General features: G+C 75.3%; 7 protein-coding genes. 3 read left to right on the forward strand and 4 right to left on the reverse strand.

Translation table 11 applies throughout. The features are described 5' to 3' along the window. Nucleotides 1–2: 2 nt before the first annotated feature. On the reverse strand, nt 3–506 hold the full coding sequence (locus tag FHX74_RS13035) for an Lrp/AsnC family transcriptional regulator (protein WP_182560618.1): 504 nt from the start codon (nt 504–506) through the stop codon (nt 3–5). Nucleotides 507–549: 43 nt separating this feature from the next. Here FHX74_RS13035 and FHX74_RS13040 point away from each other — a divergent pair, with 43 nt between their 5' ends. Next, the gene (locus FHX74_RS13040; RefSeq protein ID WP_182560619.1) at nt 550–1,497 is read left to right on the forward strand and encodes a 5'-3' exonuclease; all 948 of its coding nucleotides are present in this window, start codon (nt 550–552) and stop codon (nt 1,495–1,497) included. A gap of 375 nt (nt 1,498–1,872) precedes the next feature. Here FHX74_RS13040 and FHX74_RS21140 read toward each other — a convergent pair whose 3' ends face one another. From FHX74_RS21140 to FHX74_RS13055, 3 genes are all read right to left on the reverse strand, one after another. Further along, nucleotides 1,873–3,471 carry a CDP-glycerol glycerophosphotransferase family protein gene (locus tag FHX74_RS21140; protein ID WP_182560620.1) on the reverse strand — a complete coding sequence of 533 codons (1,599 nt, stop codon included), beginning with the start codon at nt 3,469–3,471 and terminating at the stop codon, nt 1,873–1,875. Beyond that, entirely contained in the window at nt 3,468–7,322 is a 3,855-nt protein-coding gene (locus FHX74_RS13050; RefSeq protein WP_182560621.1) for a CDP-glycerol glycerophosphotransferase family protein, read from the reverse strand. The genes FHX74_RS21140 and FHX74_RS13050 overlap by 4 nt, the downstream gene beginning before the upstream one ends. A 91-nt stretch (nt 7,323–7,413) precedes the next feature. Beyond that, a complete protein-coding gene (locus FHX74_RS13055) occupies nt 7,414–8,994 on the reverse strand; it encodes a glycosyltransferase 87 family protein (protein WP_182560622.1) in 1,581 nt (526 codons plus the stop codon). Nucleotides 8,995–9,262: 268 nt separating this feature from the next. On the opposite strand from FHX74_RS13055, the gene FHX74_RS13060 reads away from it, so the two are divergent. Together FHX74_RS13060 and FHX74_RS13065 are read left to right on the forward strand one after the other, a co-directional pair. Beyond that, nucleotides 9,263–13,171, forward strand: coding sequence for a bifunctional glycosyltransferase/CDP-glycerol:glycerophosphate glycerophosphotransferase (locus FHX74_RS13060; RefSeq protein ID WP_182560623.1), 3,909 nt, complete (start codon nt 9,263–9,265; stop codon nt 13,169–13,171). Nucleotides 13,172–13,334: 163 nt separating this feature from the next. Beyond that, nucleotides 13,335–17,234, forward strand: coding sequence for a CDP-glycerol glycerophosphotransferase family protein (locus FHX74_RS13065; protein ID WP_182560624.1), 3,900 nt, complete (start codon nt 13,335–13,337; stop codon nt 17,232–17,234). The last annotated feature ends 39 nt before the right edge of the window (nt 17,235–17,273 follow it).

Genomic DNA, 17,273 nt, shown 5'->3' on the forward strand with positions numbered 1-17,273 from the left:
GCCTACCCAGCGACGTCCGGTTCGGCCTCCGTCGCACGGCCGTTGCTCAGCCGCGCGCTGTGCGGCTCGGGCAGCATCGAGCGCTCCTCGTAGGGGATCGAGAGCACCACGGTGGTGTTGGTCGAGACCTTGCCTGCGGCGCGGATCTCGGCTAGCAGGTGCTCGAGCTCGACGGTGTTGCCGGCCTGCACCTTGAGCAGGTAGCTGGTCTCACCAGCCACCGAGTAGCAACTGACGATCTGCGGGATGTGCGAGACCAGCTCGGGCGTGTCGTCGGGCTGGTCGGCGGCGAAGGGCTGGATCTGGACGAAGGCGGTCAGCATGGCGCCGATCGAGGCCGGGTCGATCACCGCGCGGTAGCCCTTGATCACGCCGCGCTGCTCGAGCCGGCGGACCCGCTGCTGGGCCGCGGAGGTGGAAAGCCCGGTCTCGCGGCCGATGTCGGTGTAGGACATCCGGCCGTCGTGGGCCAGCAGCGCAAGGATCTGCCGGTCGAGGGACTCCATCCCGCAATCGTGCCAGGATCGGCCCGTGTCGAACGGACGATTGATGCTTCTGGACACCGCGTCGCTCTACTTTCGCGCCTTCTTCGGCGTACCCGACACGATGCGGGCGCCGGACGGCACGCCGGTCAACGCCGTGCGCGGTCTGCTCGACTTCATCGCCCGGCTGGTCGGTGAGTACCACCCGACGCACCTGGTCTGCTGCTGGGACAACGACTGGCGACCCGCCTGGCGGGTGGACCTGGTGCCGCAGTACAAGGCGCACCGGGTCGCCGAGCCGGGTGGCAGCGGGATCAGCGAGATGTCGACCTCGGCCGACACCACCACCGAGGACGCGCCCGACGCGCTCGCCGTCCAGGTGCCGCTGATCGTCGAGGTGCTCGACGCCCTGGGCATCGCGGTGGTCGGCGCCGACGGCTACGAGGCCGACGACGTGATCGGCACGCTCGCCGAACGGACGTCGGCGACGATGCCGGTCGACGTGGTGACCGGCGACCGCGACCTGTTCCAGCTGGTCGACGACGACCGCGGGATCCGGGTGCTCTACATCGCCCGCGGGGTGGGCAAGCACGAGCGGGTCGACGCCGCGTGGGTGCGGCAGCGCTTCGGGGTGGACCCGGCCCGCTACGTCGACTACGCCGTGCTCAAGGGCGACCCGTCCGACGGGCTGCCCGGGGTGGCCGGGGTCGGCGAGAAGACGGCGGCCGGTCTGGTCGACCGGCACGGCGACCTCGAGGGGATCCTCGCGGCCGCGAGCCGGCCGGACTCCCCCATCAGCGGCTCGGTCCGGGCCAAGCTCGGTGCGGCCATCGACTACCTGGCGGTGGCGCCGACGGTGGTCGCGGTGGCCCGGGACATCGACCTCTCGGTGGGCACCGACGACCTGCGGCTGCCCACCGCGCCGGCCCATCCGCGGGTCTTCGCGGGGCTGACCGAGCGGCTCGGGCTGGGCAGCAGCGCCGAACGGGTGCTGGCCGCGCTCGCCGGTCGCTGACCGTCTCCTGAGCCTCTCTAGGGCCTGAGCCCGTCCGAAGCGCGCACAGACGGACCGGCCGCGACGACCCTGGGGATGAGGTCGACGCGGCCGGTCCGGTCGGAGCGTTGCTCTGGTCCTGCGGAGCTGTGTGGGGGGTTGTGGGTGACGCGGGACGTCCGGGTGATCGCGGCGGTGTCGGGGGCCACCGCGGCGATCGGCGGGCGTCGTGAGTTCTCGGGTGTTGCGGGTGTCGGGTCCGGTCTCGGCGTCGGGGGCCACCTGCTCCGTTCCTGACACCCAGAACACTACGGATCGCCGGCGGGGCGTTCTCGGCGTTGGCTGCAGAACTGATCGGCATTCCGTGCACACCTGCGCGAGCCCCGGGAACGCCGGTCAGGAAGGGGACGCGGGGCCCCGCTCGAGCACGGCGCGGACCGCGTCCAGGAAGGGTCGGTCGTCGCGCGGCCGGTCGCCGAGGTAGTGCCGGGTCAGGGCGGCCCGGGCGGCGCGCAACGGGTCGTCGGTCTCGGACGCGTCCGGTCGCAGCGCGGCCAGCCACGGCGGCGGGCGGCCGACCGCGTCCCCCGAGCCGCCCGCACCACCGAGGGCGGTCGGGTCGACCGAGTAGGCCGCCGCGGTGCTCGGGTAGCGCTCGGCCAGGGTCGCCGCGTCCACCCCGGCGGGCAGCACCACCGCGTACGGCTTCCGGGTCGCGAAGAAGTCGACCAGCATGCTGCCGACGTCGGTGATCATCGCGTCGGCGGCGTCGAAGCACTCCGCGGTGGTCCACGACCGGGTCGCGACGGCGGACGCGTGGCCGCGGCCGGCGTCGGCGGCCAGCACCGCGTCGACCTCGGCGATCAGCCGGCGGTCGCCGCCCTGCCAGCTGAACGGGTGCGGCCGGAAGACCACCGCGGCCCCCGCCGCGACGAGCAGCCGGGCCAGCGCCGGGCAGGCGGCCAGCGAGCCGAGCCGGGTCCGCGCGTTGTAGCCGCGCCAGGTGGGGGCCAGCAGCACCCGCCAGCCCCGGCCCGGAGGCCGCTCCCCCGCCCCGGCCAGCCCGGCCAGCTGCGGGCGCCCGACCTCGACGAACCGGTCGGGCGGGATCGACACCCGGGCCGCGGGGTACCGGTCGCGCGCGGCCGGTCCGGCGACGAACACCCGGTCGAACATCGCGTGCATCGGGTGCGCGGACAGCTCCTTGTCGGAGTCGCCGTGACCGAGGTAGACGTGGGTGAGCGCCCGGTAGTTGACGAACTGGACGTTCTCGCTGACCCCGTTGACGTAGAACGCGGCTCGCAGGCTCGGCACCGCCGCACGGTCACCGGCGAGGGCGGCGATCGCGTCGAGGTCGACCACCGCGGGCGCACAGACCACCGGTGCGGCGGTCGTCGTCCGGGCCCACTCGACGGCGGCCGGGTCGCGGACCATAACCACGTAGCGGCGGCCGAGCTTCTCCAGCTGGGGCAGCCACATCCGCAGCTGGTAGGAGGCGTCGTTGCGCCGGGCGGTGTAGACGACGAACTCCGGCGCGTAGGCCGTGAGCGCCCAGGTCAGCGCCGCCCGGCGGGCCGGCACGGCGCGGCGGGCCCGCAGATCGGTGAGCACCAGCAGCAGGCCGCCGAGCGCCGCCAGCACCGCCACCGCCACCGCCACCGGACCGAGGCCGAGCAGCAGGGTCACCGCGACCAGCAGCACGGCCAGCCAGCCGAGCACCCGCGCCGTAAGCGTCCCGATCCCGGGCCGTCCCGCGGCGAACCCCGGGAGCTGCACCGCGTTTGGCCGACGGGTCGGACGGAGCCGCCCGTGCACCGCGCTGGTCAGCACGATCATCATCGCGGCCGGCGCGCCGACGATCACCGCGGCGGCCCCCGGACCCGCGGGCTCGGCCGTGCCGAGCCGCGCCGCCAGCACCACCGCGAGCGCGGCCGTCAGCGCCGCGAGCAGCTCGGGCAGCAGGCCGCGCGCGACGGCGAGGGCCGCGCCCCTCACTGCTGACCTCCCTCGTCGGCCGCGCGGGACCGGTCGTGCGCGACCGTCCCCGCCGGCGACCGCGCGATCACCGACCGGGCCGCGTCGAGGAACACCTCGGCGTAGGCCGGGCCGGTGCCGAGGTCGCCCAGGTAGTAGCTCCGCATCGCCTCCCGGTCGGCGGCCCGCGGGTCCGTCCCGACCGGGTGGTCGAGCAGCTCGTCGAGCACCGCCTCGAGGTCGGCCAGGTGCTCGTCGATCACCGCCCCGGCCGCCGCGGCCGGGGCCTCGGTGAGCAGCTGCTCGCGGGTGCGGCCCACCGCCACCACGGCGTACGGCTTGCCCGACTGCAGGTAGTCCGAGATCACCGCCGAGACGTCGGTGATCATCGCGTCGGACAGGTTGAAGCAGTCCTCGACCGACAGCGCGGTCTCGGCGTCGGAGCCGAACCGGTGCGGACGTCCGGTGGCGGCCCGGTCGGCGGTCAGCTGCTGCTCGATCGCGGTGATCATGGCCCGCGGCTCGTCGTAGCGCCGGTTGAACGGGTGCGGGCGGAAGACCACGGTCGCGCCGCGGGCCAGCAGCGCCTCGACGATCCGCGCCCCCTGCGGCAGCGAGTAGAGCCGACTGTCGGCGTACGGGCCCTGCCAGGTCGGCGCGTACAGCACGACCGGCGGGCCGTCGTGCGGACGGCCGGGCTCGATCGCCGCGACCTGCGGTCGCCCGGTGATCACGAACTTCTCGGCCGGGATCCGGACGCCGTGCCGGGCGTACCGGTCGACCCCAGCCTGCCCGGCAGCGAAGATCAGGTCGTAGATCGCGTGCACCGGGTTGTAGCAGGCGGGCTTCTCGGAGTCACCGTGGTTGAGCCAGACGTGGGTGAGCTCGCGGCGCTCGACCAGGTGGGTGTTGCGGACCGCGTTGTTGACGTAGAACGCCGTGGTCAGCGACGGGACCATGATCGTCTCGACGCTGCCGAACGTCTCGCGCAGCAGCACCGGCACCTCCGGCGCGCCGGGTCCGCGGGCCGCGAGCATCCGGCCGAGCTCGTCGAGCACCGGTGCGGTCCGGCAGACGATCAGGTAGGGCTCTCCGATCCGGTCGAACCACGGCAGCCACATGCCGAGCTGGTAGCCGACGCCGACGCCGGAGCCGAAGTAGACGCAGAACCGCGGGCCCCGGTCGGCCAGCACGGCCGGCAACGCGGCCTCGGCGGCCACCGCCCGGCGGGCCCGTCGGGTGGCCGCCAGCGCCAGCAGGGCCGCGGCCACCGCCGCCGCCGCGGCCGGCAGCAGCACCACCGGGGTGAGCGCGGCCGGCATCACCGCGACCAGCAGTCCGGCCACCGCGAGCGCGGCCAGACCGACCAGGGGCGTGGTCAGCTGCCGGCGGCGGTCGATCTCGGGCACCCGGAGCTCGGGCAGCCCGAGCGCGCGGACGCCGGGCGCCCCGAGCAGAGCCACCGCCCCGGTCTCCACGGTCACGGCGGGCAGCAGCAGGACCAGCAGCAGTCCGGCGGTCACCACCGCCGCCGGGGCCCCGCTGCCGATCAGCGCGGCGGCGACCGTCAGGGCCAGCGCGGCCCGCGGCGCGTCGAGGACGGTCAGCCGGTCGGTCGGGCGGTCCGGGCCCCCCTCGGTCCGGTCGGCGAGCGCGGCGGCGAGCGGCGGCAGCAGACCGGAGGCGGTCAGGGCCACGGTCAGCACGGCGGCCACCACCGACACGGTCCAAGCGGCACCGGCCGCACCGCCGGTGCCGCCGGCGCCGTCGGCTGGACCGGCCAGCAGCCCGGCGAGCAGCCCGGCCACGAGCGCGGTGATCCCGGTCAGCAGCCCGGCCATGGTGCGGGCCAGCACCACCAGGTGACGCCGGACGGTGTCGCGGCCGAGCCGGATCGACCCGTCGTCGGATTCGGCCACCTCCTGGCTGCGGTCACCGGGGGTGTCGAGCACGGCCAGCACCGCGTCGACGAAGGTCTGGGCGTACCGCGGGCCCGGCGCAGGCGCGCCGTCGGGTCCGGTGGCCGCCTCCCCCAGGTAGTCGGTCCGCAGCGCGGTCCGGGCCGGGGCCAGCGGGTCGGGGCCGAGCATCGCGCCGAGGGCCGCGCCCAGCTGTTCCAGACCGGCGTCCACCCGGTAGGCGGCGCGGGCGATCGGGTAGGCCGCCACGAACGGGTCGACCGGCTGCTGCGGGTCAGCGCCGGGGTCGACCCCGGGCGGCCCGCCGTGGTGATCGGGGGCGACCTCGGTCAGCGTCCGCGGGGCGATCATCGCGAACGGCTTGCCCGAGAACAGGTAGTCCGACACCACGCTCGAGACGTCGGAGACCATCGCGTCGGAGACGTTCATGCAGTCGAGCGCGGTCCGCTCGGTCTCGGCCGCTGCCCCCCACAGGTGGGCGCGGCCGGTGCGGTCGGCGTCGGCGGCCAGCAGCCGGTGGATCCGGGCGACGGTCGCGGCGTCCTCGGCGAAGTCGTAGCTGAACGGGTGCGGCCGGAAGACCACCGTCGCGCCGCGGGCCAGCAGCGCCTCGACGACCGCCTCACCCCGGTCGAGCGAGGACAGCGCCGTCTCGCTGACGTGCCCGCGCCAGGTCGGCGCGTAGAGCACCACCGGGACCAGCAGCCCGGCGTCCTCCGGTCCGGGGGCCGGACGGCGCGGCGGCTCCACCGCCTCGACCTGCGGTCGGCCCACCACCCGTAACTTGTCCGGGTCGATCCGGACCCCGTGCTCGGCGTAGCGCCGGATCGCCGCCGGCCCGGCGGCGAAGACCAGGTCGAACATCGCGTGCGTCGGGTTGTACGACGGGGGCTTGTCGGAGTCACCGTGGCCAAGGTAGACGTGCCGCAGGTGCCGATAGCGGGTCAGCGCCCCGTTCCCGGAGGACGCGTTGACGTAGAACGCCGCCCGCAGCGACGGGACCAGGGCGGCCTCGAGGTCGGCGGTGGTCCGGCAGCACACCACCGGGACGCCTTCGAGGGCCGGCAGCGCGGCCAGCGCCTCGGCCGGGAGGGCGTCGCGGGTGATGACCGCGAACCGCCGACCGGTGCGGCGCAGATAGGGCAGCCACATCGTCACCTGGTAGGAGGCGTCGTCGGGCCGGGCGGTGAACACCACGAACTCAGGCGCCCAGGCGGCCAGCGCCGCCGGCGTCCGGCGGAGCGCGACCGCACCGGCCCGGCGGCGGGCGCGGGCCTGCAGCACCACCAGCACCGCCGGGGACTCGGCCACCACCGCGAGCACCAGCCAGCTCCAGCCCGGAGCGCTCGCGAGGGCCAGCAGGGCCCCCAGCACGGTCGCGGTGGCCGAGGCGAGCCCGACGAACGGCACCAGCCTGCTGGCCGGCGGCGGTCCGTCGACCCCCGGCAGTCCATGGACGAACGGGACCGGCAGCCGCAGCAGCCGCAGCACGAACGACTCCGCGGCGATCGCCGCGGTCAGCACCAGCGCGGCCAGACCGGCCCAGGCCAGGATGCTGATGGCGTCGGTCGGGGCGTCGGTCGGGGCGGTGCCGGCGTCCACCGCCCAGCCGCAGAGCACCACCAGCACGGTGGCGCTGCGCAGCAGCGTGCCCCGGGCCAGCGGCGACACCCCGAGCGGGTCGGTGCCCGATCCGCGGCGGACCTCGGCCCGCCAGCGCAGCACCAGGGTGACCAGCACGACGACGGCGACGGCGGTCAGCACCACCAGCGCCGCGCGGCCCGGGAGCCCCGCGGCCGCGGTGCCGCGACCGGACCGTGCCGCACCGAGCACCAGCGCCGCGACCAGCGCGAGCAGCGCCGCCACCAGCAGGTCGAGACCGAGGTCGCGGACGGCCGCCGGACGTGCGGCCGCCGACCCCGGGAGACGGGCGGGCTCGGCACGACTGGGCACGGCGTGACCCTAACGGCCGGCCCGCGGGCGGGCGGTGATCCGGACCGGCCGCGTCACCCCGCGGGAGGATCTGCGCCGGCCGGTCCGTCGCTCAGCGCGGCGACCGCACGACGTAGCGCCCGGACCGGACCACCACCGGCCAGTCCTCGATCACCTGCCAGCGGGCCGTGGAGAGGTCGCCGCCGCGGCGGAGCCGACTGACCACCGTGACCTCCCCGCTGCGCAGGTAGCCGAGGACGGCGTCGGCGAAGCGCTGGTTGTCGACCCGCGGGACGTCGCCGCCCGGGTCGAGGTCGTAGGCGTACCCGGTGACGTCGACGACCGTCCGACAGCCGCGGTCGAGGTTGCGGCTGAACACGTCGGCCCGGATCAACAGTCCCGGGGTGTCCGCGGTGACGCAGCCGCGGGCCGACCGGAGCGCGTCCACCACCCGGGTGTCCGGACCGGGTGCGGCGTTCGTCCGCAGCGTGACCCCGGTCCAGCCCACCGCGCCGACCAGGACCAGCGCGAACACCGCGGTCGCCGCCCGGGCGACCGACCGGCGCCTCCGGCCCGTTCCCGGTCGCGGCCGGAGCACGCCGAGCGCCGCGCCCAGGCTCACGGCCAGCGGCACCCCGAGCACCCCGGCGTAGTGCGGGTAGAAGGACGGGGCGGCGACCAGCAGCACCCCGAAGACGGCCGCGAGCACGGGAGCGACGCGATAGCGCGGGTCGCGCGCCGCCAGCACCAGCACCACCAGCGCGACCAGACCGGCCCCGCCGACCAGCCACCCGGCGGACGGCCCGTCGACCAGCCGGGCCGGCATCCCGAGCGAGACCCCGAGCCGTTCGAACGGTTGGCCGCGGTCGGCCGGGCGGCCCAGCTGGTCGCTGACCACCATCCGCCACATCGCGGCCGGCGCGGCCAGCAGGAACGGCAGGCCGCAGGCCGCCCCGCCGACGGCCGCCCCGAGCAGGCACCACGCGCCCGCGTGGCGTCCGGCGCCGGGATCGGCCCCGGCGCCGCGGGCCGCCCGGGCCCGGAGGACCAGCGAGCCGACCAGCACCAGCACGAAGAGGACGCCCCAGATCTTCACGGCGGTGCAGATCCCCAGACAGACCCCGGCGAGCAGCGCGGTGGCGGGTCCGGGCAGGCCCGCCCGGCGGTCGGCGGGACGGCCCACCCCGGCCAGCAGGAGGGCGGCGACCACGAAGACGTTGGCCAGTCCCTCGAGCATCGTCGTCCACTCCGAGACGACGGACGGCCAGTAGACGGCGTAGAAGGCGCCGCCGGCCAGGGCCGCCGGCGTGCCGGCGCGCCGGAGCAGCAGGCAGACCCCCGCGGCGATCAGGGCGCCGAGCAGCATCCAGGTCAGCCGGGCCCAGACGAACGCCTCGCGGTCGCCGACCGCCTGGGCGAGCCACCCGAACGGGCTGAGCGCGAGCACGATCCCCGGCGGCTGCAGGAACAGCAGGTCGCGGTAGGGCAGCCGACCCTGGACCAGGGCCAGCGCGGCACCGAAGTGGACGCCGTCGTCGTAGGCGTAGACGCCGGTCAGCCCGCCGGGGCCGCGGAGCACCGGGACGAGCCGCACCAGGAACGCCAGCACCCCGACGGCCACAGCCGACGCGGCCAGCGCGAGCCGGCGGGCGGGCGGGGCAGCGGGGCTCACGTCCGGCCGGGTGCTGTCCACCGCGGAACCCTAAGCGGAGGACGCGGCCGAGTCCCAGGACCGTTCCACCGCCGGGGCTCAGCGAGCGTCCGAGGGCCGGGCCTGGCCACCGGCGGAGCCGGGACGAACGATGAGGCGGAGCCGGGACGAACCATGAGAGGAAGGCCAGCCCGGCTCGGCAGGCGCCGACCCGACCGCGCTCCCGTGGATATGCTCGAACGGCTTTCCGGCGCTGCAGCGCCGACCTCCCCGGACCCGGGGCGACCGGATCGAGACGAAGGGACGGCGGTTGACCGACTCCGAGCCGACCACTCCGGCACCAGGCAGCGCGGCGCCGACCCCGACCCGGACGCCCACACCGGCACCGGCTCCGGGGCGGGAACCGAGCGGCCGAGGCGGGGCCGGCCGCGCCCGACCGGCCGCCGGTCTCGCCCGGCAGCCGGTGGTCCGCTCCGTGCTCGCCCGGGTCCGCCGGATCAGCCGGCACCCGCGGGCCCGCACGCTGGCCGGGCTGGTCGACCGCGGGCTGGTCCGGGTGGCCGGCCGCCCGGTGCTGCTGCCCGCTCCCAAGGTCAGCGTGATCGTCCCCATCTATAACGTCGAGGCCTACCTCGACGAGTGCCTGCACAGCATCCGCGCCCAGACCGAGACCGACCTGGAGATCGTGGTCGTCGACGACGGCTCCCCCGACGGCTCGCTGGCCATCGCCCAGCGGCACGCGCGGCAGGACCCGCGCGTGGTGATCGTCCGCCAGGCCAACGCCGGTCTCGGCGCGGCCCGCAACACCGGCGTCCGCCGGGCCCGCGGACGGTTCCTGACCTTCGTCGACTCCGACGACCTACTGCCGCCGCAGGCGCTGCGCCAGCTGCTCGGCCGGGCCCGCGGCCAGCAGCTGGTGGTGGGTGCCCTGCTCCGTTTCGACGAGAGGTCGCGCTGGACCCCGCGCTGGGTGCACGTGCTGCACGCCCGTGAGCTCCGGGGCATCACCATCGCCGACCACCCGGCCCTGGTCCGCAACAACTACTCGGTCGGCAAGCTGTTCCGGCGCAGCTGGTGGCTCGAGCAGGACCGCTGGTTCCGCGAGGGCGTCGCCTACGAAGACCAGCCGCTGATCACCGAGCTGTACGGGCTGGCCGACGCGCTCGCCGTCGTCCCCGAGGTGGTCTACGAGTACCGCCGCCGCGAGGACGGCAGCTCGATCAGTCAGCAGACCGCCACCCTGGCCGACCTCGAGGCCCGGGTGGACGCCTGGCACGCCAGCTGGCAGTCGCTGCGCCGCTCGGTCCCGGAGGTGGTCTTCCACGCCTGGCTGGTGACGCTGTTCGACGTCCACTTCCACTGGTACCTGGAGAGCCCGAGCATCGTCGACCCGGCGTACTGGTCGCGGCTGCGCGAGGCGGTGGTCGAGCTCAGCGACGACGCCGGGCCGGGCGTCTGGCGCGAGACCATGCCGCACCGCCGGGTGCTGATCGAGTTCGCCCGGCGCGACCGGCCGGACCTGATCCAGGCCTGGGGCGAGCAGGCCGGGAACAAGCTCTGGATGTTCCCCAGCCGCGTGGTCGAGGACGGGGTGCTGCTCGACCTGCCGTTCCGGGGCGACCCGGGGCTCGGGCTGCCCGACTCGCTCTTCACGCTGCACCGCAGCCAGCTCCGGCTGACCCAGAGCCTGCACCAGCTCTCCTGGTCGGCGCCCGACGGCGCCCCGTCCCGCGGGACGGCGGGCCCCGACCCGGCGGCGGAGGCGGTGCTCCGGCTGCGCGGCTGGGCCGGGATCCGTTACGTCGACACCACCGAGCACCCGGTGGCGGTCGAGGTCGCGCTGGTGCACCGGCGCACCGGCGCCGAGCTGCGGGTCGCCGACGACCCGTCGCGCCCGGGCCACGAACGCCCGGTGCAGCCGCCGCCCAACGACGACCGCAGCGCCGGCTACCTGGGGGCGGGCTACGACGTCGAGCTGCCGGTCGGCCGCTGGCTCTCGGGCCTCGACGTGAAGGACCGGGACGCCTTCGACCTCGTGCTCACCGTGCGCGCGGCCGGCTTCGAGGTGACCGAGCCGGTCAGCGAGGTCAGCAAGCGGGCCGGCGCCGCGGCGCTCGTCGCCGGGCCGGCGCCCCGCGGCGTGCTGAGCGCCGAGCTGGTCGAGCACGTCGCCCTCACCCTCGGCTACGAGCGGCTGCCGGTCGAGATCGACGACGTGGACGTCACCGGCCGGACCGTGTCCGGGCGCGTCCGCAGCCTCGGCAAGCTCGGACCCGACGACCTCGAGGCGGTGCTGGCCACCCCGACCGGGCCGGCGGCGATCGGCGTCGGCCCGGTCCGCGCCGCGCTCGACGCCGGGGAAGACGGGTCCCGGTTCACCCTGACCCTGCCCGAGGCGCCCACCCCGGCCGGCCTGACCGGCTGGCGGATCCGGGTGCTCGACCGCAAGGGACGCCGGCTGCACGCCCGCCACCTCGCCCCGGAGACCACCGAGACGACGGCCGTCGGCGTCCGCGGGACGCTGGCCGCCGCCCCCACCCGGTGGGGTCGGTTCGGGCTGGTCGAGCGCGTCCCCGGGCTGGTGCTCGAGGCCGTCGGGACGGCCGGCGCGGAGTCCTTCCCGGTCCGGCTCGGTCTCGACGCCGGGGCCGACCTCGCTGGTCCCGACGCGCTCGACGACGTAGTCGCCTTCCTGGCCAACAGCAAGGGTCGCGGCGCCGCCGTCCCGCTGGTCCGCGACGCCCGGGGATGGACCGCCGAGGTCCCCCTGCACCGCCGGAGCTGGCGGTTCGGTGACCTCGCGCTGCCGTCGAGCACCTACCAGCTGGCGGCCGAGCACGCCGATGGCACCCGCGTCCCGGTCCGGGTCGACCCCGGCCTGCGGACCGGGATGCCGCTGCCGGTCCGCTCCGCCGAGCCCGGCGCCGAGGAGCCCGACGTCGAGGCGGCGCTCACCCCGGAGGCGACGGTCCCGCTCCCGCGGGTGCGGATCACCCAGGCACCGCGGGGCGCACCCGAGGTGAAGATCGAGCGTCCGCTGGCGCCGGCGGAGTCGACCAACCACGCCCAGCGCCGGCTGCTCGAACGCTACGGACCGGGCCGGGCGACGCAGCCACTGCGCCGGGCCGTGCTGTTCCACTCCTACTTCGGCGAGCAGGCGGTCTGCAACGGCGTCGGGGTGCACCGCGAGCTGCTCCGCCGCGGCGCCGACCTGGACATCTTCTGGGGCGTCCGCGACGGGTCGGTCGCCGTGCCCGAGGGCGGCATCCCGGTGGTCTGGGGCAGCACCGCCTGGTACGAGCTGATCACCACCGCCCGCTACTACCTCGACAACATGTTCCAGCCGCTGTGGCACCACAAGACCCCGGGCCAGGTGCTGATGCAGACCTTCCACGGCTACCCGTTCAAGACCATGGGCCTGCCGCTGTGGCGCCAGACCGGGCTGTCGCAGGAACGGATCGACTCCTACGCCCGACGCGCCGCCGAGTGGGACTACCTGGTCTCCCCCGCCGGCTACGCGACGCCTCTGCTCCAGCGCGACTTCGGCTACGACGGCGAGGTGCTCGAGGTCGGCTACCCGCGCAACGACGTCCTCAACTCCGCCGACGCCGGACCGCTGCGCACCGCCGTCCGCTCCTCGCTCGGGCTCGAACCCGGGCAGCGCGCCGTGCTCTACGCACCGACCTTCCGGGACTACCTGTCCACCGACGGCCACACCGCGGCCCTGGTCGACTTCCTCGACCTCGACCGGCTGACCGCCGCGCTGCCCGACGTGGTGGTGCTCGTCCGCGGGCACGCGTTCAACGCCCGGGTGGCGGCCCGGGTCGGCGACCGCGAGCGCGTCGTCGACGTCACCGACTACCCCGAGGTGGCCGACCTGTACCTGGCCGCCGACGCGGTGATCGCCGACTACTCCTCACTCCGGTTCGACTTCGGGGTCACCGGCAAGCCGATGATCTTCCACGTCCCCGACCTCGACCTGTACGAGGAGACCCGCGGCTGGCTGTTCGACTTCGCCGGCAGCGCACCCGGTCCGCTGGTCCGGACCACCGACGAGGTGGTCGAGGCGCTGGCCGACCTGCCGCGGGTGGTCGAGGAGCACGCCCCGGCCTACGCCGACTTCCGGTCCCGGTTCCTCGAGCTCGAGGACGGGCACGCCTCGGCCCGGCTCGTCGACGCGGTGTTCGTCCCGCGCGGCGACGCCCCAGCCGCCGACTGAGCGGGCGACTGAGCGGCCGACTGAGCCGCCGACTGAGCCGGCGGCCGGGCACCCGGTCCTCGGCGGACCGCTGCGTTAGGGTCGGGGCCGTGTTCCGCCCGATGGCCGCCGTACCCGTCCTGCCGGGGCGCCCCTCCGTCAGACCCGCCCGGACGGCGACGGCGTGACCTCGCTGGTCCGCACGCTCGTCGACCGGGCCCGCGAGTTCTCCGAGACCGGGGTCAACCGGCTGCCGCCGCGGGCGCAGTACGTGGTCCGCCGGGCCGGCCGGGCCGGGCTACCGCTGGCCCGCCGGGCCTTCGAGTCCCGGTTCGTCCAGCCGCTGGTCAGCATCGTCGTACCGGTCTACAACGTCGAGGCGTTCCTGCCCGAGTGCCTCGACAGCCTCGTCGGCCAGACCTACCGCCGGCTGCAGATCATCTGCGTCGACGACGGCTCACCGGACGACTCGATCGACGTGCTCCGCGCCTACGCGGGCCGGGACCCGCGGATCGAGATCATCCGGCAGGCGAACGCCGGGCTCGGCGCGGCCCGCAACGTCGGTGCGGCCAAGGCGCGCGGACGCTTCCTGATGTTCGTCGACTCCGACGACGTGCTCGAGCTCGACGCGATCGCCAGCTACATGCGGGCGCTGCGCCGCAGCGGCTCGGACTTCGCGGTGTCGTCGTACCGGCGGATGAACGCCGGCGGCACCTGGGGCGCGGCGCCCTGGATCCGGGCTGCGCACCGCCGCACCAAGTACGCGACGACCCTGGCCGAGTCGCCGGACATCCTGGTCAACGCGGTCGCCTGGTCCAAGTGCTACCGCCGCGACTTCTGGAACCGTCACCACTTCCGCTTCCCGGAGGGCGTGCTCTACGAGGACCAGGCGGTCTCGGCCCGGGCCTACGCGCTGGCCGACCACTTCGACCTGCTGGCCAAGGTGACGGTCAACTGGCGGATCCGGCACGACGGATCCTCGATCACCCAGCAGCGGGTCGCGATCGACGACCTGCGGGCCCGGCTCGACGCCGCCTTCAACTCGCTCGCCGAGCTGACCCGGGCCGGAGCCACCCTCGGCCACGACGTCCGGCTGGCCCAGCTGCTCGGCAACGACTTCCCGCTGTCGATCAAGTCGGCCCAGCACGCCGACGACGAGTTCTGGGCGGTGCTGACCGACGGGTTGCGCCGACTGGTCGCGCAGGCCAACCCGCAGGTCTGGGCGCAGGTCCCGGCCCAGCACCGGCTGGCCATCCGGCTGGTCACCGAGGGCGAGCGCGAGGCGGCGATCGACTTCGTCGGGCTCGGCCACGACAACCCGAAGAACGTCCCCACCCTGGTCCGCGACGGCCGCGCGTTCGTCCAGTTCGACGCCCGCGAGGCGCTCGGTCTGGCCTGGGACGACCCGCTGCTCGAGCTCACCGAGACCCAGCTCGGGCAGATCACCGGCATCACCGGGGTGCGGTGGCTGGAGGACGGCCGGCTCGAGGTGCGCGGTTGGTCCTACGTCGACAACGTCAGCGCCGCCGCACCCGACCCGCTCGACCCGGCCGACCAGCCGGGCGACGGTGCCGCACCCACCGTCACCCAGACGGCGGTGCTGGTGCCGGTCGGGCCCACCCACAAGGAACTGGGCCGCCCGTCGGTCGAGCTCCCGGCCGACGTGACGCCGGACCCGGCGGTCACCGTCGCCACCCGGCACCGCTACGCGGACTACGAGAACTGCTGCTTCACCCTGACCGTGGACGTCGCGGCCCTGCCGGGGTCGACCGCCGGGGTCGGCGAGGCGGCGCGGACCGCGGTGGACCGCTGGCGCCTCGACCTGCGCACCGAGCTGGCCGGTTTCGTCCGCGAGGGGACGCTGCGTGGTCTGCAGACCCCCGGCGGGAGCCGGCTGCTCCCGGGGACCTTCCTGCCGGACGGTCGCCGCGCCGAGCTGAGCTTCACCAACCGCAACGGGCTGGAGGTCCGGGTCGAGCCGACGCTGGCCACGCTGGTGTCCGCCGTGCTGACCGACCGCCGGCTCGAGCTGGCGGTGCGCGGCGCCGACGGGTTCGTCCCGCGTGAGGTTGAGCTGGGCCGGTCGGCCCGCGAGGCGCCGGCCGTCCGGGTGCCGGTCCGGCTCGAGGACGGTGCCGCCCGGGTCACGGTCACGGTGCCCGACCCCGAGGCGCCCGGGCGCGCTGACCGGCGGGCGGCCGGACCGGTCGACCCGGGTGAGACCGCGGACGCCGCGGTCGAGGTCCCCGAGGTCCGGCGGGCCGGCCCGGTGCTCTGGACGGTGTGGGTGGTCGGGCTGGACGGGCGCCGCACCGCACTCGCCGTCCCCGACCCGACGGTGCTTCCCGACCTCGGTGCGTCCGGCACCCGGCTCCGGCTGGGCGTCGACCGCGACCTGGTGGTGGTCGACGAGCCCCGCACGGTGCTGGTCGAGGAGCTCGCGGTGGTCGTCCCGGCGCCGGTCGGGACGCCCGGAGAGGTCGAGGGGGCCGGCGCGCCGGGCACCACCGTGGTCCGGCTGTCCGGGGTGGTCACCGGCGGCGCGGGCGCGGTCGAGCTGCGGCTCGCCGCTCCGTACGCGGCGACGACGGCCGTGGTCCGGCCCGGACCGGGTGGCCGCTTCGAGGCCGAGCTGCCGCTGGCCGCCGATCCGTGGCTGACCGGCGTCCGCCCGCTCCCGGTCGGCGACTACCGGCTCGCGGCACGGGCCGTCGACCCGGCGCCCGAGTCGTCGCCAATTCGGGCGGCCGGGGTGAGCCCGGCCGATCCCGACGACGCCGACTCGGCCTACGTGGTCGAGCTGGCCTCGACCGCCCAGTCCCGGCTGCCGGTCGACGTCACCGGACCGGACGTCCAGGGGCGGCTCCAGGCCGCGGCGCCGCTCGGCCTGCGGCTCCGGCTGGTGCTGCCGCAGACCGTCGACGAGGCGGGTGCGCGGCCGCAGCAGCGGCTGCAGAACCGGTTGGCGGCACGGCTCCCCAGCCCCGAGTTCGAGCGCGGGGCGGTGCTGTTCCGGTCGTACTTCGGGGAGACCTGCAGCTGCAACCCGCTGGCCGTGCACCGCGAGCTGCGCCGTCGCGGCACCGGCCACACCCTCTACTGGGCGGTCAAGGACCGGTCGGTCGCCGTCCCCGAGGGCGGCATCCCGGTGATCCACGAGAGCGCCGAGTGGTACCGGCTGCTGCACGACGCCGAGTTCTACATGGACAACATGCACCAGGCGATCTACCACCGGAAGCCCGCGCACCAGGTGCAGATCCAGACCTTCCACGGCTACCCGTTCAAGCAGATGGGGCAGTCGCACTGGGCCTGGCAGCACCGCGACGTCGCGCACATCCGCTCCTACCTCGAGCGGGCCGCCGACTGGGACTACCTGGTCTCCCCCGCCACCTACGGCACCGAGCCGCTGGTCCGCGAGTTCGGCTTCCCGAACGAGGCGCTCGAGATCGGTTACCCGCGCAACGACGTGCTGCAGAGCCCGGAGGCCGGCGCGATCCGCGACGACGTCCGGCGTCGGCTCGGGATCCGGCCCGACCAGCAGGTGGTGCTCTACGGCCCGACCTTCCGCGACCACCTGGCGCAGAACGACGTCCGGGCGCCGATGGTCGACTTCCTCGACACCCGGCGGCTGGCCGCCGAGCTCGGACCCGACTGGGTGATCCTGGTCCGCGGGCACGCCTTCAACGCCCGGGTGGCCAGTCGGGTCGGGTCGCGCGGCACGGTGCTCGACGTGACCGACTACCCCGACATCAACGACCTCTGCCTGGCCTCGGACTGCGCGATCCTCGACTACTCCTCGCTACGGTTCGACTACAGCCTGACCGGCAAGCCGATGCTGTTCATGGTGCCGGACCTGAAGCTGTGGACCGAGAGCGCGCGGGGCAGCCTGTTCGACTACGCGCCGACCGCGCCCGGACCGATGCTGGTCAGCACGGCCGAGGTGGCCGCCGCGCTGGCCGACCTGGACGGCGTCCGGAGCGAGTACGCCGACGCCTACGCGCGGTTCCGTACGACCTACACCGACCTCGACGACGGCCACGCCGCCGAACGGCTGGTCGACCGGGTCTTCCTCCGGGACCGCTGAGCCCGCGAGGAACGTGCGCTGAGCTTGTCGAAGCGCTCC

Origin of the sequence: Microlunatus kandeliicorticis (assembly GCF_014137855.1) — a bacterium.
Lineage (GTDB): Bacteria > Actinomycetota > Actinomycetes > Propionibacteriales > Propionibacteriaceae > Microlunatus > Microlunatus kandeliicorticis.